This is a genomic window from Marinomonas algae (assembly GCF_047525555.1).
Lineage (GTDB): Bacteria > Pseudomonadota > Gammaproteobacteria > Pseudomonadales > Marinomonadaceae > Marinomonas.
In genome coordinates, this window is the sequence record NZ_JBLIXK010000002.1 from 11420 (window position 1) to 33480 (window position 22061).

Consider the following 22061-nt stretch of genomic DNA (forward strand, 5'->3'; position numbering starts at 1 on the left):
ATTTAGGCTTAACGAATGACCTTCTCTTCCAATAAAAGGTCAAAGATCGCCTGAGCTTTTTCAGCTGGCGTTCCTTCTTTCAGAACTTGACCGCCGCCACCTGCTGGTTTGGCTGTAGCGGCTTTAAAACGATCTGCCGCTGTTTTCGCTTTCACCACCTTCATACGTTTAGGGCGAGGTTTGGCCGGTGAAACTTGCCAATTCAGCGCCAAATCGTCCACAGTCGATTCGCTTGAAACCACCTCAATCTTTGCGCGTAAGCCTGAACCATAAGCGGTTTGACGAGGCGCAGACGCCGCATTATCAAGCGTTGCAATAAAAGGCAAAGCAACCTGTACCGCGCGACGTTGACCACGAGGCAAAGCCAATAACACATCGGCCACGCCCTCTTTGATATCAACAATGTCCGCAATACGAGAAACAATAGGCCAACCCAGCTTTTCCGCAAGCAAATAAGGCAGCAGACCTGATGATTCACCAGACTCAGCACGCACGCCCATTAACACAATACCGGCCTCGTTATCCTGCAAAAACTTGGCCAAACTGGGTAAGACATCCGCATTTTCTTCCTGCTCTAGCAGTGTCAAAGCGGGCAGCCCCATTCCAGCGTATTGGCGCAAGACTGAATCATCCTGCTGAGCACTGCCAGCGTGCACAAGATTCAAATCACGCCCCACCAAGGTTAGTCCTAATTCGACTGCTCGGGCATCTTGTTCAGCTCGACGAGCACGCCCTGATTGAGGGTGACGACCAATAGACAAAAGGGAAAACACTTTTACATCAGGCAACATGATTTTCCTCCTTTGGCAGAGCATCATCGACCAAAATGCCTTTGCGCTCATTCGCCAGTGCCATCAATGCTTGCAGCACTTCTTCGCTGTCACCGATCACAGCCAGGTCCGCTCGCTTCACCATGTCACAACCCGCATCGGTATTAATGGCAATCACCTTGTCGCATTGCCCGATACCTTGCATGTGCTGTATCGCACCTGATATGCCAACAGCCAAATAGACTTGCGCCGTCACCCAAGTACCAGACGCGCCCACTTGTCGAGTCCGTGGCATAAATCCGTCGTCCACCGCCACGCGGCTCGCGCCTTCTGTTGCGCCCAATGCTTTCGCACAGGCATGAAATTGCTCCCAATTATGAATGCCATTACCCGCAGACAAGATGAATTCTGCTTCCGCCAAAGGCACCGCATTAGGATCAACATCAACCAAGCCGTTGTCTTCAATACGCGTATCCGTCATTTCAAAACGGTCCAAGGTTAATGGCAAAACTTCATGGCGTGTTTCATCAATGGCGTTTCCACACTCTTCTAGTAGCATTAAAATACGCGGTGTTTCCCGTTTGATATCTAGGCTTGCTGACGCACCTCGACACACAGTTTGAGCAATCGACACCTGCCATGCTTGTGCCGCCGCTCGCTCTCCAATACGCGCAGACAAGCGCGACGCCAAATCCGTTCCACCATTGATGGAATCAGGAAACAGCCAATGCTTCGGTTGGTACATTTGATGAATATTTTGCAACGCCGCTAAACGAGCTTCTGGCGAGAAACCTTCGTATTCCGCGCTGGACAAATGAATCAAGCGATCCACACCAGCCAATTCAAATTGGGTTTCTTTACTTTCCCCAAAACACACCGCCACCACGGCCATGTTATCGGCGTACTCTTTTATTAAGCTGTGAGCCAGACCTAAAATATCTTTATCATGGGTAGTTAAACGCCCACCGACCATGTCTGGCACAACCACAATGTAACCCGTTGGATCGATCACTTGATGCAAAGGAAGCTCAATGTCTTGCGCGGTAGTCGAGCGTTTTTTCCCCGCCATTAAGCCAGAAGACGTATTCGCCCGATCAATTCGCTTAATGCCATTTGGCCCAATAAAACCGATAACATGAGGATTTTTACGCAGCAAACCCGAAGGGCCACGGACTTCTGCGCCATTGGCCGCCATGATGCTGTCATGCAAAGGATGTAAACGATTTCGTGCAATCCATTCCGCTCTTGGGTCACGACGAAGAATCTGAGAGAAAGTGTCTGTCATGAATGCACCTCAATCAACTGGCTCGCTAATATTTCGGCAATGTCTTTCACCACAGGTCGAGGCTCCACAACGCCTTCCAGCATGGCCGTACACTGCTGACAACCCACGGCAACCATTTCCGCGCCTGTGCTGACCACATCTTCCATGCGCATATCCGCAATACGTCTTTCGCCAGGAATATCGGTAATAGGTGCACCGCCGCCACCGCCACAACAACGAGAGCGATAACCTGAGCGTTCCATTTCTTCTATTTCAATGCCCAATGATGCCAGCAATTCCCGTGGCGCTTCGTATTCCCCATTGTATCGACCAAGGTAACAAGGATCGTGATACGTCACTTTTCCACCTTTAAAACCTTCTACTTGCAAACGCCCAGCCTTAATCAACTGATTCAAAAAGGTCGTATGATGAAGCACGTCAACGCCTTCCAAGGCATCGGAGCCAAAGTCCCCATACTCATTTTTCAAACAATGAAATGCATGAGGGTCAGTTGTCACAAGCGTTTTAAATTCATACTGTCCTAACGTCGCCAAGTTACGTTTTGCAAGACTTTGGAAGGTGGCATCGTCACCCAAACGTCTCGCCACATCGCCACTGTTACGCTCCTCGTCTCCCAGAATCGCCACATCCACATTGGCGGCTTTTAATAGCGTCACGAAGGAACGTAAAATCCGCTGACTGCGCATATCAAAGGCGCCATCAGACACCCAAAAAAGCACCTCGGCTTTTTTCACGTCTTTCATCAGATTCAAATTTTGGTCAGCCGCCCAGTGTGTTCGGCTGGCTGGCGAGTAACCATTTGGGTTGTCTGTGGCAATAATATTGTCGAGAATTTCTGCGCCTTTGTTTGGTGTTTCGCCTTTTTCTAAGGTCAAAAAACGACGCATATCGACAATCGCATCCACATGTTCAATCATCATCGGACACTCTTCAACACAGGCGCGACAAGTGGTACAAGACCACAAGGTTTCAGGGTTGATTAAACCGTTGGTGATGATGTGATCTACGCCACCTTTGGCCTCGCCAACCGCTTTGCCTTCGACCGCTTTATCTGGATAACGGCTGCCCGCGTAGTGTTCATCTGTTCCACCAGCAAAACCCACCACCATATCTTGAATCAGCTTTTTCGGGTTCAACGGCTGCCCTGCGGCAAACGCCGGACAAACCGCTTCACATCGTCCGCATTGCACACAGGCATCAAAACCTAATAGCTGATTCCATTTAAAATCGGAAGGCTTCGCCACACCGAGCACCTTACCAGACGCTAAGGCATTATCTTCTAAATCCACTGGTTTCAGTCCGGTAGAACGGCCTCCGCCAAAGCGTTCTGGTCGACGGTGAAATGCCAAGTGCAACGCGCCAGCAAAGGCGTGTTTCATCGGCCCGCCCCACGTCATGCCAAACAACATTTCGCTTAGGCTCATCAACACCAAGGCAGACAACACAAGCGTCAAAAACCATTGCCCCATAACGCCTAATGTAAAACTCGCTGGCAACACACCCGCCGCTGGCAAGGTTAAAACAAAGAAGGTAACGGAAAAGATCAGGAGATTTTTCGGCAACCGCATCCACGGGCCTTTTGACAAACGAGACGGTGGATTTCGTCGACGCTTAAAGACAAACACCGCACCACAAAACATCATACTCAAAGCCCCTAACAGCATCCAAGAAAGCACCTTGCTTTCAATACCAATTAGGTGAACTAAGATCACCAACGCCATGGCCAAAACAAAACCACCACCTGTGGCAACGTGAGTGCGCGACATGTATTTGTCGCGCTCAACCACATGATGCAAATCGTGCAGATAACGCTTCGGCATCGCCAACAAACCCGCGACAATATCGACCTTTTCCGCCTGTCCCGCGCGCCACATATTCATACGACGTACAGCACCGATTCCCGCAAGCACCAGAAGCGTTAAAATGAGAGTCGGAAGTAACCAATCAAGAATCATTTTTCACCCTCAACATTGGGCATATTTAGCACAAAAAATATCATTAACGATGAGATGAGCGATTTAAAGACAAGGCAAAAATGAACGAGAAAGCAGAGTTTATAAGTATAAATGAGCATTTCGAGTTCATTTTTAACACAGTATTTACGAGCTCAACCATCGTTTCCTATAGGTCTTTGCAGAGGCGAAGAGCATCATACATAGCCGCATGAATATTGCGCTGCGAAACACAATCTCCCAAGCGCCACAAAATCATGCCTTCGCTATCACCACTCAAAACTGGCTGAGGTTTGATATCGAACAAGGTTTCATTATCGATTTGGCCTTTATTCACCGAGCTTTCCTTCAGTGCGTAATACAGCTCATCATTGGCTTTTGTACCATTCTCGACAACAATCTGATCCACCACGCGTTCTTCTTGTTGGGCTGTGTATTCGTTCTCTAGCACAGCAACCAATTTATCTCCTTCGCGATAGACTTTTTCCAGCAACATGTCCGACGTCATGATGACTTCTTTCTCATAAAGCGAACGGTAATAGGTTGGGAAAGTCGTACCGCCAATGCCAACCCCCGGTTTGATGTCGTCTGTCACCAATTCCACCAACGACCCTTTTGACGCCAAATAATCCGCTGCAGACATACCAGAAAATTCACAGATGGTGTCGTAGATTAAAACGTTTGTACCCGGCTCTACTTTGCCACTCAAAATATCCCAAGTGGACACAACCAAACCTTCCGCGGCGCCCCATTCTGGATTTTGATCCAAGAAAGGACGACCGCCAGTAGTTAAAATACACACGTCTGGATTCAGTTCTTTAACAAGGTTTTCATCCGCTGCGGTATTCAAACGAATCTCAACACCTAAGCGCTCTACTTCCATGACTAACCAACGAGAAATTCCTGCAATTTGGTCCCGCTGTGGGGCTTTCGCCGCCAAGGTGATTTGGCCGCCAAGCTCTGGGGCTTTTTCAATCAGGGTAACTTTATGACCGCGCTCTGCTGCAACTCGCGCCGCTTCCAGACCGCCAGGCCCACCGCCAACGACAACCACATTACGAATGGGGCCGGTGGTTTTTTCAATGATATGAGGCAAGCCCATGTACTCACGAGACGTGGCGGTATTTTGAATACACAAAACGTCCAAACCTTGGTACTGGCGATCAATGCAATAGTTGGCGCCAACACACTGGCGAATTTGATCCACCTGATCCATTTTGATCTTGGCAATGAAATGCGGATCGGCAATATGCGCTCGGGTCATACCAACAAAATCCACATAACCTGCTTCAATGATGCGTTTCGCTTGATTCGGATCTTTGATGTTTTGCGCGTGAATCACTGGCACATTCACCACTTCTTTGATGCCTGCTGCCAAATGTAAGAAAGGCTCTGGCGGATAACTCATGTTTGGGATTACGTTCGCCAAGGTGTTGTGTGTGTCACAACCAGAACCCACTACACCAAAATAATCCACCATGCCAGTGGCATCGTAATATTGCGCGATTTGTTTCATGTCGTCGTGGTTCAAACCGTCTGGGTGAAATTCATCTCCCGTAATACGCATTCCCACCACAAAATCTGGGCCGACTTCTTCTCGTACCGCTTTCAGCACTTCCATGCCGAATTTCATGCGACCTTCAAAGGTTCCGCCCCACTCGTCCGTGCGTTTGTTCACTCGTGGCGACCAGAACTGGTCAATCATATGTTGGTGAACCGCAGACAATTCAACACCATCCAAACCGCCTTCTTTAGCTCGACGAGCCGCTTGCACGAAATCGCCGATAATGCGCCAGATTTCTTCTACTTCGATCACCTTACAGGTCGCGCGATGCACAGGTTCACGAATGCCTGAAGGCGACATTAAGTTCGGCCAGTTTTCACCGTCCCAACGAGAACGACGACCCATGTGGGTGATTTGAATCATGATCTTGCCGCCGTGTTTATGTACCGCGTCAGCAAGGTTTTGGAAATGCGGAATAATGCGATCCGTGGACAAATTCACCGAGCTCCACCAGCTTTGCGGGCTATCAATCGACACCACGCTGGAGCCACCACAAATGGACAAGCCACAACCACCTTTGGCTTTTTCTTCGTAATATTTCACATAGCGATCTGTCGTCATGCCGCCATCGGTTGCATACACTTCAGCGTGAGCCGTACTGACTATTCGATTTCGGATGGTAAGTTTATTGATTTTAAGAGGCTCGAATAGAACATCATATTGGGACATAAAAAGGACTCCCGCTTAACTGGAAAATATAAAAATAAAGAAAACGCTGTGCCTTGCCCGCACAACGTGTATTCACTAGCTACAATCTAAAAAGAAAAACGAATCACAATATAAAAAGGAAACCTTAAAGAGGAAGAACCTCAAAATACCCAACATCATGCCCTTCTTCCGCACCACTTTGTGTTTGCATGGCTTTGGTTCTTAAAGACAAACCTTGGCTTTCTAAGATCTGATCCAACGCGCCAGCAAACCAGCCAGTAAACATATAATCCACCTTGCGATTCACTTTTTTACCGTGGATTTTTTCGTAGTGATAAACAAAAGCAGAGTTTTCTAAGCGAACTTTTGCGGTGCCTTTTTCAATGTCCAATTCTTCGGTGATAAAAAAGCCCCAACCGCGCTGAGATAAGCGTTTTAGATAATGATCCCAAATGTCTTTGCCATAAATTCCATGGCATTCTGATTCTTGCTCACACCAAAAATACGCTGATTTATAACCCGCTTTGTACAAGATTTCGGCATAACGCTCAGCGCCAATTTCGTCTTCGATTCCCATGTGATTATTCACAAAGAAATGACGAGGCACATAAAGCATTGGCAAGGCATCGGTATTCCAAACACCGGTTTCATCGTCTACTAGAATTGGCATTTCTGGTGCGTGAAAACCCATCTTTATTCTCCCCAAACTTCTTTTAAAAGATTCACCCAGTTCTCGCCCATAATCTTCTCCACCTGACGCTCGCTAAAACCATGTTTCAACAAGGCTTCTGTCAAGTTAGGAAAATCCCCCACTGTACGCATGCCCAGCGGATTAATGATCTCGCCAAAACGGGTTAAGCGGCGCGCATAGCCTTTATCGTGAGTAAGGTATTCGAAGAAGTCTTGACCGTGACCTTGAGTAAAGTCGGTGCCAATGCCAATCGCGTCTTCACCGACTATGTTGTAAATGTATTGAATGGCCTCGACGTAATCGTCAATGGTGGCGTTGATGCCAGCTTTTAAGAAAGGCGCGAACATGGTGACACCAACAAAACCGCCTTTGTCAGCAATGAACTTAAGCTCTTCATCGGTACGGTTTCTCGGATGTTCTTTCAGACCAGCTGGTAAACAGTGGGAATAAGCAACAGGTTGTTTAGAGGCTAGGATCACTTCTTTCGCGGTGTTTGGCCCAACGTGAGATAAATCACACAACATGCCAACGCGATTCATTTCTGCAACAATTTCATGACCAAATCCAGACAAGCCGCCATCGCGCTCGTAGCAACCTGTGCCAACCAAATTCTGCGTGTTGTAGCACATTTGCACTATGCCAACGCCCAAGTCTTTAAAGACTTGTACATGGCCAATTTGGTCTTCAAACGCATGGGCATTTTGAAAGCCCATCATCACACCTGTTTTGCCTTCGGCTTTGGCGCGATGAATGTCTTTTGTTGTGTAGACTTTTAACAGTAGGTCACTGTTCGCTTCAATAAGCTGATTCATTTCAATGACATTTTTCACTGTGCCTTTGAAGTCTTCCCAAAACGACACAGTACAATTTGCCGCGGTTAACTTGCCTTTGGCCATGTCTTCGAATAGATCTCGATTCCATTTCGCACAAATTAAACCATCGATAATAATGGATTTATCATGTAACTCTGCTGCGTTCATTGCTCTTCCTTACCTAATAAATCGGCGCTTTAAGTAAATAACGATTGATGAACTCAGTGTAATTTTTCACGAAAGGAGGAAGCAGGCTGTAAACGACGAGACAATTACCAAAAGCGACTCGACTTGAAAACTGATGTCGTATTAATGCAAGATGGACATAGGCAGTGTTTTTAACTCTGTTTTCACATCACACTTTGTTAATCGAGTTCTCAATTTTATTGGTTTGGAAGAATATGAATAATAAATTAACCGGAAAAAATGTTCTCATCACCGCAGGTGCCCAAGGCATCGGCGAGGCCATCACAAAACACTTTATTGATAGTGGCTCAAATGTCGCTATTCATTATTTCTCAAGTGCAGACACCGCGAATCAGTTAATCGCATACGCGCACAGCAAGGGACAAAAAGCCATTGCGATCAGTGGCGACTTAACCAATGAAGCCGATGCTAATGCCTTGGTCGAAAAAACTGTCGAAGCGCTTGGCAGTCTAGACATACTGATCAACAATGCAGGATCTTTAGTGGCTAGGAAGTCTCTTAATGATATGGAAGCCGATTTTTGGCACAAAGTGATGGACATCAACATGACGTCCATGATGTTTGTGACTCGCGCTGCGTCGCCTTATCTGGCTAAGCAAGAAAACAGCAGCATTGTGAATCTAGCATCCCTTGCTGGCCGTAAAGGTGGTCATCCTGGCTCTCTCGCCTACTCAACAAGTAAAGGCGCCATTCTCACTTTCACTAGAGCACTCTCTGCTGAGTTAGGCCCTCAAGGTACTCGTGTTAACGCAGTTGCTCCGGGTCTAATTCTTGGTACGTCCTTCCACAATACGCATACAACCAAAGAATCTGCGGATGAAACCATTAAAGGTATTCCGATCCAGCGAGCAGGCAATGCAGAGGATGTTGCCAGAGCCGTGGCGTATTTGGCCTCTGAATACGATGGTTTTATCACTGGTGCCACACTGGACATCAATGGCGGTGTTTTTAACATGTAAACTTTTTTGTTATTCGCCCTGAAAACAAGAAAGCCAAATCCTAGAATTTGGCTTTCTTGTTTTACTTTCTCGCTTCGAAGAAGATTATTTCTTAATCAGCAAGTCTTCTAGTTTCAATCCTGTTGCCTTATGAATACTGCGCCACAGGTAATAAAAAATCGCCATCATCATGATCATGGAAGGAATCGCGATCATTGGGTAACTGTATAGCGTCATTTGCCCTAGCTCTTCGTTAAAAGCTTCTGTTCCTGCAGGGCTGGTTACAATCCACTTAGCCAGTACGTAATTCATCGTCGCAGAAAAAGCAAAAGAACCTGCGATAAAGTAGGTCGCATTCATCAACTTCTTCTCGAACATTTCTGTGCTGTTATTTTCCTCTAACTTTTGCTTGATGGTTTCTGTATCCATAACAGAGGCATTAAACAACAAGGCACGAATTAGAGGATAAGGCGTAAAAGTAGACACCAACACAGCAATACCAATGATGGCTGGAACCGCTGCTTCTTTTATCGCCAACCATTGATTATCCAACTCAAACAGACCAATACTGCCCGTCATCAAAACACTCACCAAACCCAGTAAAGCAATAAAGTTAAATTTCTTATACTTCACTAGCTCGAAAATCCCCCAACCAAGAGGAAACGCCAGCGCGGCAATCAAACCACCACTCACACCTAATGCATCTTCACCACTCAACTTCATCAAAATAAGGGATGGCAAAATAACACTGACAATAAGATCCACCATCGGACGTGGCTTATGTGTAGGAGAACTGCTCATAATTTTAAAATTCCAACTTAAGTTCAAACACGATTCAAAATACTATTGGCGACTATCATAAAGGAAAAATCATCATGGCAGTACATAGACACTTTCAAAAAATGAGAAATGCCAAGGAAATTTGGTTAAATGTTCTGACAAGCCACCTCAACACCACTAAGCGTTTTTTGTAAAAAATTAAATACAATTTTTTAGGCAACTGAAAACATAGTATTCATATAACTTGAGCTACAACGCTCTAGACAATAAAAAATTGGAGAAGGTATGAACAACCGAATCATGAAAGGTGGTCTGAAAATTGATTCAGATTTATACAACTTAGTAACTAACGAAATTTTGCCTGAAACCGGTGTCAGCGAAGAACAAGTTTGGCTTGGATTAGAATCAATTGTTAATAGTCTTGGCGGTCGTAATAAGGCTCTCCTAGAAAAGCGCCTAGAGCTTCAAAATCAGCTAGATAAATGGCACCTTCAAAATAAAGGACAAGAAATAGACATACCAGCTTACCAAACCTTCTTAAGTGATATTGGCTACCTTACTCCCATTGAAGAAGAAAGCTTCAGTATATGTCCAACGAATATCGATGATGAAATTGCCACCATCGCAGGGCCACAGTTAGTTGTACCAGTAAACAATGCACGCTTCGCTTTAAACGCAGCCAATGCCCGCTGGGGAAGCTTATACGATGCACTTTATGGTACGAATGTTGTGCCTTATGAAAACGGTGAAAAGCCAAAAGGATTCGACCCTGTTCGTGCGAAGAACGTAATCGATTGGGCCTCTGAATTTTTAGATGGCGCGGTACCGTTAAAAGAAGGCTCCCACACTCAAGCTTCTCATTACACTTTTGAAAACAACACCTTTAGTGTTGAACTGACTGATGGCACCACTACGTCACTCAAAGAGCCTGAAAAATTTGTTGGTTTTTCTGAATCTGGGGCAATTTTAACTCTTCTACTTTGCAACAATGGTTTGCATATTGAACTCGTCATTGATACTGCTAGAGCAAAAGAAGATGCCGTTTTAAAAGACGTCATCATTGAATCTGCTATCAGCACTATCATTGATTGCGAAGATTCTGTCGCTGCTGTAGACGCTGAAGATAAAGTCCTCGTTTATCGTAATTGGTTAGGCTTGATGCAAGGCACCTTGGAAGAAAGTTTTGATAAAGCAGGTAAAACCATTACTCGTCGTTTAAATGCAGACAGAACTTACACTAACACTCAAGGCAACACCTTTACTCTACCTGGCCGAAGCTTGCTATTAGTACGAAATGTCGGACATTTAATGACCACTGACGCAGTACTTGACAAAAACGGTAATGAAGTCCCAGAAGGCTTTTTAGATGCGGTTATCACAACACTTTGTGCCCTTCATGATTTGAAAGGCAACAGCCGTGTTAAAAATAGTCAAAAAGGCAGTATCTATATTGTTAAACCTAAGATGCACGGTCCAGAAGAAGCAAAACTGACCAATGACTTATTTGAACAAGTTGAACAAGTATTCGGACTTACTCCATTCACACTGAAAGTAGGCCTTATGGATGAAGAACGTCGTACTTCAGTAAATCTCAAAGCTTGTATCAAAGCAGTCAAAGAGCGCCTATTCTTCATTAATACAGGTTTCTTAGATCGTACTGGTGACGAAATCCATACTTCAATGGAAGCTGGTGCAGTCCTACCAAAAGAGACCATCAAGGAACAACCTTGGATCGCTGCCTATGAAGATCGTAACGTAAATATTGGCATTGAATGTGGCCTACGTGGTTTTGCTCAAATTGGTAAAGGAATGTGGCCTAAACCAGACGAAATGCTTGAAATGATGGAAACCAAAATCACAGCACCAATTTCTGGCGCAAACTGCGCATGGGTTCCTTCTCCAACTGCCGCGACACTTCATGCCACGCATTATCATCAAGTAAATGTATTCGAGCAACAGTCATTAATAGCAGATCGTGAACAAACGACACTAAATCCCCTGTTAAACATCCCATTACTGAAAGATAAAAAACTGTCTGCAGAGCAAATCAAATTTGAACTAGACAACAACGCCCAGGGTATTCTTGGCTACGTTGTTCGTTGGGTTGAACAAGGTATCGGCTGTTCTAAAGTACCTAATATCAATGATGTGGGCTTAATGGAAGATAGAGCAACATTGCGCATTTCTAGTCAACATCTTGCAAACTGGATACACCACGGTGTTTGCACAGAAGCACAAGCATTAGAGTCTCTAGAAAGGATGGCAATTGTTGTTGACCAGCAAAACAGCGCAGATAAAGATTACAAGAAAATGGCACCCGACTTTGCTTCCAGTATTGCTTTCAAAGCTGCTTGCGACCTAGTCTTCAAAGGATGTAAACAACCTAATGGTTATACAGAACCTTTATTACATGCACGACGTCGTGAAGTAAAAGAAAACAATCAGTAATTTACTATTCAAGTGGCATCGAAAAACCACTTACATTTTTAAGATAAGGAAAGCACATGTTAACCATTACACGTTTAGATCAAAGTGATGCGCAATTATTAATTCAAGGCGCTCGTGAAAAAGCCTTAGAAATCGGCATACCAATGTGTATTGCTATTACAGATGAATCTGGCTCCTTAATTGCTTTCGAACGCATGGACGGAGGTAAAATCACCAGCATTACTGTAGCGCAAGACAAAGCCTTCACAGCTGCCGCAGCTAGAAAAGCAACACACGAATACAACCAAGCTTGTGTGCCAGGGAACCTTGTTTTCGGTATTCATACCGAAGTGGGTGGACGATTGAGCATTGTAGGCGGCGGTTTACCTATCACTGTAAATGGTGAAGTTGTTGGCGGGATTGGTTTAAGCTCAGGCACTCCTCAACAAGATATGGAGTGTGCAGCTGCCGGCATTGAGTACTTCTTGAGTAAAATTTAGCCCAGATAAAATCAAAAAAATAGCTAGAAACACGAAAGCCAGTATCTTTTACTGGCTTTTTTCTACATCTATCTTTCTCTTAAAAATCATCTATAGCTCCCAACTTACTCAATGAGAAAGTAACGGATGATTCCATAAATGTACAAAACAGAAAAAATAATATTGATGTACTTAAGCTGACGCTCCGTGTGCAACCATGCGCAATAAACCCAGATCAAACAAAAAGGCAAACTGATGAACATGGTGTAAGGATACCAATCTTGCACTGTTGCAATTGTGCTCATCACTCCTAATACCAAGGCAAACCATTTTAGGTTTTGCTCCTGCTTAGCAAGCACTTTCCCAATATCCTGTGTTAGATAGGATTTCAATCTTACATACATTCCTTTTCTCCCTCTTAGCTAAGCATTTTCCTATAATTTTAATCTATCAGAACTAGCCCAAATATAGATAAAAATCATGCACCGAATAGCATTACACTCTAAGTTATCTAGTAAGTAATCACCACTATTCAGAAACAAAAGACCGCATTATGAATGCCGTGGTTGAAATTCGCCCCATCAAAAGTCACTTTTTTAAGTGCACCAATAACTCGCACTAAAATATCAAACTTTGGTATAAATTCTTATTTTTGACCAAAAGGTTATGTTTTAAAAGAGTTTTCCAAAAGCGCCAAATAAACGCACAAAATCATCGAAATACCCCTTTTTTGTGCATAAAAACTTAATTTTAGAAATTTTAAAAATTCGATTGATACACCAAAAAAAGTATGTAATAACAAAAAAGCTGACCAAACGGTCATACATAATTAATTACAAATACCAAAGGGGACATATCAGTGAAAAAGGCTATTTTAGGTCTATCAAGCATGCTGCTAGCCGGCAGCGCATTAGCGGCGGATTATTCGGATGATATCCACAAAAACGATTACTCATGGAGTCAGTTTAATTTGATGTACGCTGTTGATGAGCTACCTGGCGAATCAACACACGATTACCTAGAAATGGAGTTTGGTGGACGCTCAGGTATTGTTGATTTATATGGATTTGTTGATATTTTCAACGTCACTTCCAGCGAAGACAGTGACAAAGCAGACAGTGATAAAATCTTCCTGAAGCTCTCTCCACGCTTCTCCCTAGATGCCATCACTGGCAATGATTTATCTTTCGGTGCCGTTCAAGAAGTTTACTTAGCAACTCTATTCACTCTTGATGGTGGACAGAATGGTGTAAACAACTCATATCTAGGTTTGGGTGCAGATGTGAACGTACCTTGGCTAGGTAAAGTCGGTATGAATGTTTACGCACTTTACGATCAAAGTTTTGGTTCTCGTGATGGCTTAAATGGTTACCAATTTTCTATGAACTGGTTTAAACCATTCAAGTTCTTTGAAAATGGTTCATTCCTATCTTACCAAGGTTACCTTGATTACCAGTTCGGCATGGACAGCGATTATGTAAGTGCAACGTCCGGTGGCGCGACTTACCAAGGCCTTTACTGGCATTCAGATCAATACTCTGTTGGTTATGGTTTAAAACTGTACCAAGACATTTACGGTATCGAAGATTCTGAAGGATTCAAATCTTCTGGCGTATCTCATTACTTTGCAGTGACATACAAGTTCTAAGCACGACGCAAGGCATAATAAAAAAGAGCCAAGTGGCTCTTTTTTATTTCAAAGCTCACCATGAAACTGCTTTACCCATTCTTTTGGCGACAAGCCTGTTTTCTTACGAAATACCCTAGCTAATACTGAACCATGCTCATAGCCAACTTGATTCGCCACAAAGCCCACCGACTTTTCTTTCACCAATAATTGTTGCGCCAATGAAATGCGTAAATCCGTTAAGAAGTCATTCGGTGTTTGCCCAACGGTATCGCGGAAGACTTGAGCAAATTTAGAACGAGACATGGCCGCATCTTGCGCCATCATATCCAAAGTCCAAGCCTCTTCTGGCATTTCTTGTAGTTTCACTAAAACTGGCGCCAAAGCAGGATGACTCAATCCAGCCAACATGCCTTCAATCACTACACCATCTTGAGATAAGGTACGCAGCATTTGGATTAGCAAAATATCGCACAGTTTTCCCAACATGCTTTTTTGCCCTAAACCACCAGATGACACTTCAGAAAAAATCCATTCAACCGTATTCGCCATAGGCGTGTTCTCAAGCGTCAAACACACTAACTTTGGCAAACTAGACACCAATTGCTGTTGCTCTAATGCCGAAAAGTGAATCGCCGCACACACCAGTTCCGCTTGGTCTGTTTCAGAAGAGATAATGCGATGCGTAGTGGAGAAAGGTAAAAGAATAACGGCAGGACGATCAAACACCACTTTACGGCCTTCTGCATCGATCACAGTCAATGTCCCAGATCGAAGATAATGTATGTGTCCACCATTGTGCTCTTGGTCATGACCTAGGCTTTTATCGCCACAAAAGCCACCGCTAAAAATCACTTCAGACTGAAGAGAAAAACGCTCTAATATATTGTCAAATTTGCTCACACATTCACACTTTCATCAGGTTGGACGATTGGTTTCAACTTTTGGACATTTGGATGCTTTATCCTTCAAGATAAACCCTAAACTGGTTTCATTCTTTCAACATGACATAAGGTTCAAACAATGAAACTAACTAATCTAATCAAAACTCTATTAGCAAGCGCAACCATCTTAATGAGCGCTTCCTCATTTGCTGCGGATATTGACATGAATGCAGACAAGCACAACGTGTCTATTAAAGGCTACGATACTGTTGCTTACTTCACCGAAGGCAAAGCGGTACGTGGTAATGCCAATTTCACAGCAACCTATAAAAACACCACATTCCATTTTTCATCTGCTGAAAATAGAGATCTATTTAATTCAGATAAAGACAAGTACGCGCCACAATACGGCGGCTTCTGTGCAATGGGTGTTGCGATGAATCAAAAGTTCGATGTTGACCCACAAGCGTGGAAGATCGTAGACGATAAGTTGTATTTAAACTACAACAAAGATGTTCAGAAAGCATGGTTAAAAGACGTACCAGGCAACTTGAAAACAGCTGAGCAGAATTGGCCTGAACTAAAAGGCCTAACACCTGAAGAAGCACAAGCAAAAAACGGCTAATTCTTCTTCATAAAATGCAAGAACGATAAAACCTACAAAGCCAGTATTCAACATACTGGCTTTTTTGGCGCTATAACAAAATAGAGTCGGAGAATAAAAGACTCTCAGTGAGTTTATATGCGTTTTCTATCACTCTTCAAAGCGATCGGACGATATCCAAAAGTCTTTAATGAATTGCCTGAAATCGGCTGTATCATCTTCTTCCAATAAACTTTCACGTCCAGCTTTGGCAACATCAGCACCCACGGTTTCTTCAAGCATATGACATAAGCCAAGAATGTATTGAGATGACATTTCTGGATGGCCTTGCGTCGTTAAAATTTGATTCTTATATTGAGTCACAAAATACGGTGTGAAATCGCTTTTTGCGCAAACCTCAAAACCTTCCGGTAACACATCCACCTGATCTTGATGAAAGACTAACAAGTTTAACGCCTGCCCTTTCTGCCAACCTATTTTACTAGCTGGCGGATGACACCATTCATTTTGATAATGCCCAATGCCCCAGCCTTTTTCTGATTTAGAGACAGAACCGCCTAATGCACAAGAAATGGCTTGATGGCCAAAACACACACCTAGCAGCTTTTTATTCGCCGCCACTATGTCACGAATACAGGCAAACAACGGCGCGATCCAAGGTAAATCTTCATACACTCCCGCTTTACTACCAGACACAATAAACCCATCGAACTGTTCCACTTTCGGGAAGCTTTGCTCAATATCTCCATGCTCATTGGTGCTTAAATAAATCGGAAAAACAGTCAGTTCATCTGTTTCATTAATCACATCGAGAAACATATTTCGATAACCTCCAAACTCACTTAACAGCTCAGAGTTGGATTCATCACACAGTAGCAATGCTATTTTCATTCTTTTCCTTTGATTCTTCGAAGACAAGAGAATTGCGATTTTGGTTTTTAATAAGAAAAAAGGCCACACATAAAAAAATTGGCTAACAAATGTCAGCCAATTTCATATTCTACGAGCATTAAAGAATACTTATTTTGAAATAAATTGATTCCAAAAAGTATTCTTTTCCAGTCTGATTAGTACTCAAACTTGTGCGCTGTGTACAGTTTGAAAGCGGCTTCCCATACTTTGCCAACAGTGCCATTGCCAACTGTTTTGCCATCAATGCTTGTTACAGGCGCGATTTCTTTACTTGAGCTAGTTACCCAAACTTCGTCCGCATTAAAGACTTCTTCCATTGTGATATCACGTACTTCAAACGGAATAGAGCCGTCTTTTTCCAAAATATCAAGAATCAGCTTACGCGTAATACCTGGTAAGATTTGGTTATCTAAAACAGGCGTAATTACCACACCGTCTTTCACGATAAACGCATTAGAAGAGCTAGCTTCCGTCAACACATTGTCTTCGTTATAAAGTAGGATCTCATCGTTTCCACCTTCATAACCTTGTTGGAAATGCATAACGTTACCTAGCAATGCCGTTGATTTAATATGGCAACGCTTCCAACGCATATCTTGAGTCGTACCAACAGAAAAACCTTTTGCTGTGCTAGCGTCTGCTTCTACAGGTGGTTTGATTGCATTGGTCATGGCAAAGATCGTTGGCTCAACGTTTTCTGGGTAAGCATGGTAACGCTTTACGTCAGCACCACGGCTCACTTGCAAGTACACACCAAGGTTGCCATTGCCATTTTTACTTAGCAACGTTTGGATAATTTCTTTCCATTCTTCTAACGTTTTTGTGCTCTTGATGCCAATCGCTGCTAGGCCATCAAACATACGCTGCATGTGAGGCTCTAAACCAACGGTCTTACCATCGTAAGATGGAATCACTTCATAAATGCCATCGCCAAAAAGAAAACCACGATCAAGTGGTGAAATTTTCGCGTCTTCAATTGGCATGAAAGTGCCATTTAAATAAACAGTGCTCATTGTTGTCTCCGTATCAATAATCAAGGCACTTACTTATCGTTATGTAAGTGCCATAAAGTTAAAAGCCCGACAAGCGGCGCAATTCTAAAATTAAAGCGTCTCCGACTTCGACGTCTTGACCATCTTCTGTAAGCTGGTTTAAGCGAGTCACGCCATCCACACTGCCTAAACTGGATAAATAACGCAGAATCTCCAACGGATTGATGTCTGCCAATAAATCCGTATTAGCTAATCGACCTATCATAGCGATCAAGCCATAAGCGCCCCAGTTGGACACATCCGCTACCAATAATTCATCGCATTTCGTCGTCGCAGCCACTATGTCTAAAGATTTCAGCGCTTCTGTAATATTGCCCATACCGATTTCATTACCGCCATCGCCAATCGCAATGGTTGGGCAAGTCGCCTGATTCATAAAGCTATCGAAGCAGGCAGAACGAGCGCTGATGTTTTCACCACGCATGTTGTAATAATGGCCGTCTTCCGCCTGACCTGGACGCTCAATGGAAAACACCACTTTCGGTTGCAACTCATCTAATACTGCTTGCGCTTCTTGGTCTTGCTTGTCGTGTTTGCCAAGCTGAATATCAATCACTCGATAATCATTTTTAAGCGCTTGGGACAAAGGCGCACCACACACAATGTAAGGTGTTGAGCCAATTTTCTCTAATGTTTTATAAAGCGCAATTGCTCCTAATGGGCCGTCTGTTTCGAACGTATCTGTGACAGGAAAACCGGTACCAATAAGCACAACGCCCTTTGCATCAAACAAGGTTTGCGCAGCTCGTAAACAGTAACCTTCTTGCAAAGCAGGTCGCACATCGGCCATGCCGCGTAAATTGCGAGCCACTAGGGCTTCTTCAATATTGGTACTGATTGTCTCAAGTGAGTTCGACATTTCTATTTCCTATCATGGATAAGTGAGCTCTGGATTAATCCAGACTCAATAACTGTATTTGTGATTCTTTGTATTCCGCCAACAAGTTAATAGCGTGAGCATCTTCAATGCTTACCGCTTCAAAAAACACCTTATTACCTTGTGTCATTTGCGCCAATCGAGCTGTATCTCGCGCCATTACGGAACCCAACTTTGGGTAGCCGCCAATGGTTTGTCGATCGTTCAACAAGATGATTGGCTGCCCGTCTGGCGGTAGCTGAATCGCTCCGTGACAAATCCCTTCAGACAACATGTTACTGATCGTTGAGCGGCACTCTGGGCCAGTTAAGCGATAGCCCATGCGGTCCATGCGCTCACTAACCGTGTATTCGCTGCTAAAAAAGTGCGCTTTATCAACACGGCTAAAACTGTCTGCTTGATAACCCAGCACCACTCTTAATGGCTGAATCTTGTACGCTTTTTCACTTGAGCTATTCTGCGGATACACAGGTCGGCTGTTCTCTGGCATCATCAGCATTGGCTTGGCTTCCAAAGGTGCTAACTCAATGCTTGTCCCTTTGCTTAATGCTTCACCGCTTAACCCGCCCATTTTTTCTCGTACTACAGTGGCGCTACTGCCAAACTGTGGCGCTACTTGTAAACCACCTTGTACAGCAATATAGATACGGCATCCGGCGCTAGCAAAGCCCAGTTTTAATACGTCACCCGCATTCACTGACAAGGTTTGCCATTGTTCAACCGCTTGGTTATTCAGTTTTACATCAACCTCAGCGCCCGTCACAGCAATTTGTGTTGCTTGAGTAAACTCAGCCACAAAACCACCGATACTGACTTCAATCGCACTGGCATTATCATCATTACTACACAATCGATTTGCCCAACAAAAAGCAAATGGATCCATTGGGCCACCAACGGTTAAACCAATACGATGCTGACCAAGGCGACCACCATCTTGCACCAAAGCCAAAACTCCCGGATTGTTAACAATCAAACCGGACTTTGTCTGAGAAGAAAGGTTGTTTGTACTCACAAAACACCTCCCATAGAAATAAACTCAGCTTTAGAAATGGCTTCAAACTTCACTTTATTACCCGTCGCCAATGGCATACTCGGTGTTTTTAATGGTTCAAACATAGGCACAGGGCATAAACCAATAAGGTTCCAACCACCAGGAGAAACTGATGGATAAACCGCTGTTTGTCTGTCTGCAATCGCAACCGCACCTTTCGGTACCGCTTTACGAGGCGTGGATTTACGAGGCGCAGCAATGCGCTCATCCACTTGCCCTAAAAAGGCAAAACCTGGAGCAAAACCAATCGCATACACTTGATAAAGCCCAGCTTGATGAATAGCAATCACCTCATCGGTTGTTAATTGCACATTTCTCGCCAATTCTTCAAGGTCTGGCGCGGCTTCTACACCATAATAAACAGGCAAAGTAATAATCGGAGCATTGCCCTCTTCTGCAGTATTATCTGCCTGTTGTGCCGCTTCTATTTGAGAAATAATTGTCTGCAAATATTGTTTCAGCGAGTAATAGTTGTAACGGTTGTGATCATAAATAATCAGCAACGAAGCATAAGATGGAACAAGATCAATAATACCATCGCCAACCAAAGCTTCTAATGCTTGTGTCATCGCGTAAATTTGCGCACTGGACGCATCGCTGACTTCGTCAGAAAAATACAAAATTAATGCATTTTCACCGGCTACTTCTATCTTCATTTTTTATCCTGTTACCATTGCTTTGATTGCTTCAATTGCACGAACACCAGCTTCGTTATCGCCGTGAACACACAAAGTATCAACCTCTAGAGCCAGTTCTGTACCACTGACCGTTGTCACTGTGCCTTTTTCTACTAATTGTTTCACTTGTGCCAGCATTTTCTCTTTCGTATGCACTGCACCTTCTTTTGAGCGAGCAAGCAAACGACCATCGTCGTCGTAGCAGCGATCGGCAAAGGCTTCAAACGCCAGTGTAATACCCAATGCTTGCGCTTCTTTTTTATGCTCTTCCGAAGCAGGCGTTGCTTGCAAAACAAGGCGAACAGGACGATAGTAATTTGCCACCGCCTGCATGATATTCTTGCGAACAAAAGCATCAGCCATCATGTCGTTATACAAAGCGCCATGGGGCTTCACATACGTCATTTCTAACCCCTGACAACGTGCCATACCGTCTAACGCTGCCATTTGATATTGCACAAGGCTTTGAATTTCTTCCGCTGAACATTTCATACTACGACGACCAAATCCAACCAGATCTGGATACGCAGGATGCGCACCGACTTCCACACCATGTTGAGCCGCTAAGGCTAGCGTTTTTGTCATCCACAAAGGGTCGCCCGCATGAAAACCACAGGCAATATTCGCCTGATCAATATGAGGCATTGCTTCGCTGTCTAAGCCCATTTTCCAAGAGCCGAAACTTTCCCCAAGATCACAATTTAGTTTCATTACTACACATCTCAAATTTGTTACAAAATCATTAGCTCAATCAGGCTATGACGACTTAAAGCACTGCCAACTGACTATTGCGCAAATCCGTCACCAACATACAACCAGGGCTGTGAGTAATGCACAAAGGTGGCTTAGCTTGTTCTAGCGCGACCTGAGGTGTAACACCACAAGCCCAAAACACTGGCACTTCACCTTCTTTAATGGTTACCGCATCGCCAAAATCTGGCTGGTCAATATTACTAATACCGATGTCAGCAGGATTACCAAAATGCAAAGGCGCACCATGAACAGAAGGGAAACGTGTGCAAATTTGAATGGCACGAATCGCGTCTTTTGGCTTCATTGGACGCATGCTCACAACGGTTGTGCCTGAAAATGGTCCAGCAGAGCGACACTCAATATTGGTGCGATACATAGGTACGTTCACGTTTTCTGTGATATTACGAATTTCCAATCCGTCCGCCACCAAAGCTTCCTCAAAAGAGAAAGAACAACCTAATACAAATGTCACTAAATCATCTTGCCAAACGTCACTAATGTCTGTGACTTCATCAACTACTTCGCCATTACGGAAGACTTTATAACTTGGCACGTCAGTACGAATATCAACGTCCTGACCAACCGAAGGCAATAGAAAATCACCCGGATTGTCAGACATTCCAACAATTGGGCATGGCTTAGGATTCATTTGGCAGAACTTTAAAAAGTCGTCAGCCCAGCTTTTTGGCAGGATCACAATGTTGCCTTGAACAAAGCCAGAAGACACACCAGATGTGTTTGTTTTCCACTCGCCAGAACGAATCAATGCTCTGACTTCTGCTGGCGTCATTGCTTGCGCTGCTTTTTCATGAACAGACATAAATACCCCTTACAAATGCGATTTTTCCGAATTAAACCATCAAAGCCCTAAATCTGCTACAAATAGAATACAGGAGAGCCAAAAAAACTTAAAAACAAAAACATTACAAAATAATCACCTTAAAAACTAATATTTTTCAGTCATAAAAACCAAAACACAAAAAACAGATCCATAACATAAAATGAGATGTTCAAAAGGTGATTTTCTGTCGTTCTGCGCTTTCGTTGCAATACTTCTGCCAAGCACTCTCA

At 43.9% G+C, this 22061-nt stretch carries 21 protein-coding genes; 5 read left to right on the forward strand and 16 right to left on the reverse strand.

Going from position 1 to position 22061, the window contains the following annotated elements; all coding sequences use genetic code 11:
- Nucleotides 1-8 precede the first annotated feature (8 nt).
- The 6 genes from etfB to ACMUMQ_RS04405 form a co-directional block, all read right to left on the reverse strand.
- Nucleotides 9-791 carry an electron transfer flavoprotein subunit beta gene (gene etfB, locus ACMUMQ_RS04380; protein ID WP_414680799.1) on the reverse strand — a complete coding sequence of 261 codons (783 nt, stop codon included), beginning with the start codon at nucleotides 789-791 and terminating at the stop codon, nucleotides 9-11.
- Complete coding sequence (gene etfA / locus ACMUMQ_RS04385; RefSeq protein ID WP_414680800.1) at nucleotides 781-2055, reverse strand: electron transfer flavoprotein subunit alpha; 1275 nt, start codon at nucleotides 2053-2055, stop codon at nucleotides 781-783. Before etfA ends, etfB begins: the two co-directional genes overlap by 11 nt.
- Nucleotides 2052-4010 carry a (Fe-S)-binding protein gene (locus tag ACMUMQ_RS04390; RefSeq protein ID WP_414680801.1) on the reverse strand — a complete coding sequence of 653 codons (1959 nt, stop codon included), beginning with the start codon at nucleotides 4008-4010 and terminating at the stop codon, nucleotides 2052-2054. The genes etfA and ACMUMQ_RS04390 overlap by 4 nt, the downstream gene beginning before the upstream one ends.
- A gap of 166 nt (nucleotides 4011-4176) precedes the next feature.
- Nucleotides 4177-6240: a dimethylglycine demethylation protein DgcA gene (gene dgcA, locus ACMUMQ_RS04395; RefSeq protein ID WP_414680802.1), complete on the reverse strand. Its 2064-nt coding sequence runs from the start codon at nucleotides 6238-6240 to the stop codon at nucleotides 4177-4179.
- A 124-nt stretch (nucleotides 6241-6364) separates the two neighbouring features.
- Nucleotides 6365-6910, reverse strand: coding sequence for a DUF5943 domain-containing protein (locus tag ACMUMQ_RS04400; RefSeq protein WP_414680803.1), 546 nt, complete (start codon nucleotides 6908-6910; stop codon nucleotides 6365-6367).
- A 2-nt stretch (nucleotides 6911-6912) separates the two neighbouring features.
- Nucleotides 6913-7890 carry a dipeptidase gene (locus ACMUMQ_RS04405; protein ID WP_414680804.1) on the reverse strand — a complete coding sequence of 326 codons (978 nt, stop codon included), beginning with the start codon at nucleotides 7888-7890 and terminating at the stop codon, nucleotides 6913-6915.
- Between the two features lie 233 nt (nucleotides 7891-8123).
- Between ACMUMQ_RS04405 and ACMUMQ_RS04410 the strand changes: the two genes are divergently transcribed.
- Nucleotides 8124-8888, forward strand: coding sequence for an SDR family NAD(P)-dependent oxidoreductase (locus ACMUMQ_RS04410; RefSeq protein ID WP_414680805.1), 765 nt, complete (start codon nucleotides 8124-8126; stop codon nucleotides 8886-8888).
- A gap of 84 nt (nucleotides 8889-8972) precedes the next feature.
- On the opposite strand, the gene ACMUMQ_RS04415 is transcribed toward ACMUMQ_RS04410, so the two are convergent.
- Nucleotides 8973-9668 (reverse strand): VC0807 family protein, encoded by a 696-nt coding sequence (locus ACMUMQ_RS04415; RefSeq protein ID WP_414680806.1) that lies wholly within the window; start codon nucleotides 9666-9668, stop codon nucleotides 8973-8975.
- A gap of 264 nt (nucleotides 9669-9932) precedes the next feature.
- On the opposite strand from ACMUMQ_RS04415, the gene ACMUMQ_RS04420 reads away from it, so the two are divergent.
- Nucleotides 9933-12095: a malate synthase G gene (locus tag ACMUMQ_RS04420; protein WP_414680807.1), complete on the forward strand. Its 2163-nt coding sequence runs from the start codon at nucleotides 9933-9935 to the stop codon at nucleotides 12093-12095.
- A gap of 56 nt (nucleotides 12096-12151) precedes the next feature.
- Entirely contained in the window at nucleotides 12152-12574 is a 423-nt protein-coding gene (locus ACMUMQ_RS04425; protein WP_414680808.1) for a GlcG/HbpS family heme-binding protein, read from the forward strand.
- 104 nt (nucleotides 12575-12678) lie between these two features.
- On the opposite strand, the gene ACMUMQ_RS04430 is transcribed toward ACMUMQ_RS04425, so the two are convergent.
- Nucleotides 12679-12957, reverse strand: coding sequence for a hypothetical protein (locus tag ACMUMQ_RS04430; protein WP_414680809.1), 279 nt, complete (start codon nucleotides 12955-12957; stop codon nucleotides 12679-12681).
- A 455-nt stretch (nucleotides 12958-13412) separates the two neighbouring features.
- Here ACMUMQ_RS04430 and ACMUMQ_RS04435 point away from each other — a divergent pair, with 455 nt between their 5' ends.
- Nucleotides 13413-14201: a nucleoside-specific channel-forming Tsx family protein gene (locus tag ACMUMQ_RS04435; protein ID WP_414680810.1), complete on the forward strand. Its 789-nt coding sequence runs from the start codon at nucleotides 13413-13415 to the stop codon at nucleotides 14199-14201.
- A gap of 48 nt (nucleotides 14202-14249) precedes the next feature.
- On the opposite strand, the gene ACMUMQ_RS04440 is transcribed toward ACMUMQ_RS04435, so the two are convergent.
- Entirely contained in the window at nucleotides 14250-15083 is an 834-nt protein-coding gene (locus ACMUMQ_RS04440) for an AraC family transcriptional regulator (protein ID WP_414680811.1), read from the reverse strand.
- Between the two features lie 120 nt (nucleotides 15084-15203).
- On the opposite strand from ACMUMQ_RS04440, the gene ACMUMQ_RS04445 reads away from it, so the two are divergent.
- Complete coding sequence (locus tag ACMUMQ_RS04445; RefSeq protein WP_414680812.1) at nucleotides 15204-15689, forward strand: YHS domain-containing (seleno)protein; 486 nt, start codon at nucleotides 15204-15206, stop codon at nucleotides 15687-15689.
- Between the two features lie 129 nt (nucleotides 15690-15818).
- Here ACMUMQ_RS04445 and ACMUMQ_RS04450 read toward each other — a convergent pair whose 3' ends face one another.
- The 7 genes from ACMUMQ_RS04450 to ACMUMQ_RS04480 form a co-directional block, all read right to left on the reverse strand.
- Entirely contained in the window at nucleotides 15819-16559 is a 741-nt protein-coding gene (locus ACMUMQ_RS04450) for a type 1 glutamine amidotransferase (protein WP_414680814.1), read from the reverse strand.
- Nucleotides 16560-16735: 176 nt separating this feature from the next.
- Nucleotides 16736-17593 (reverse strand): D-amino acid aminotransferase, encoded by an 858-nt coding sequence (locus ACMUMQ_RS04455; RefSeq protein WP_414680815.1) that lies wholly within the window; start codon nucleotides 17591-17593, stop codon nucleotides 16736-16738.
- A 58-nt stretch (nucleotides 17594-17651) separates the two neighbouring features.
- On the reverse strand, nucleotides 17652-18491 hold the full coding sequence (locus tag ACMUMQ_RS04460) for a DUF4392 domain-containing protein (RefSeq protein WP_414680816.1): 840 nt from the start codon (nucleotides 18489-18491) through the stop codon (nucleotides 17652-17654).
- A gap of 34 nt (nucleotides 18492-18525) precedes the next feature.
- Nucleotides 18526-19521 (reverse strand): 5-oxoprolinase subunit C family protein, encoded by a 996-nt coding sequence (locus ACMUMQ_RS04465; protein WP_414680817.1) that lies wholly within the window; start codon nucleotides 19519-19521, stop codon nucleotides 18526-18528.
- Nucleotides 19518-20216, reverse strand: a complete 699-nt coding sequence (gene pxpB, locus ACMUMQ_RS04470; RefSeq protein ID WP_414680818.1) for a 5-oxoprolinase subunit PxpB — start codon at nucleotides 20214-20216, stop codon at nucleotides 19518-19520. Before pxpB ends, ACMUMQ_RS04465 begins: the two co-directional genes overlap by 4 nt.
- Before the next feature lie 3 nt (nucleotides 20217-20219).
- Nucleotides 20220-20948, reverse strand: a complete 729-nt coding sequence (locus tag ACMUMQ_RS04475) for a 5-oxoprolinase subunit PxpA (RefSeq protein WP_414680819.1) — start codon at nucleotides 20946-20948, stop codon at nucleotides 20220-20222.
- 55 nt (nucleotides 20949-21003) lie between these two features.
- Nucleotides 21004-21810 (reverse strand): putative hydro-lyase, encoded by an 807-nt coding sequence (locus ACMUMQ_RS04480; RefSeq protein ID WP_414680820.1) that lies wholly within the window; start codon nucleotides 21808-21810, stop codon nucleotides 21004-21006.
- Between the last annotated feature and the right edge of the window lie 251 nt (nucleotides 21811-22061).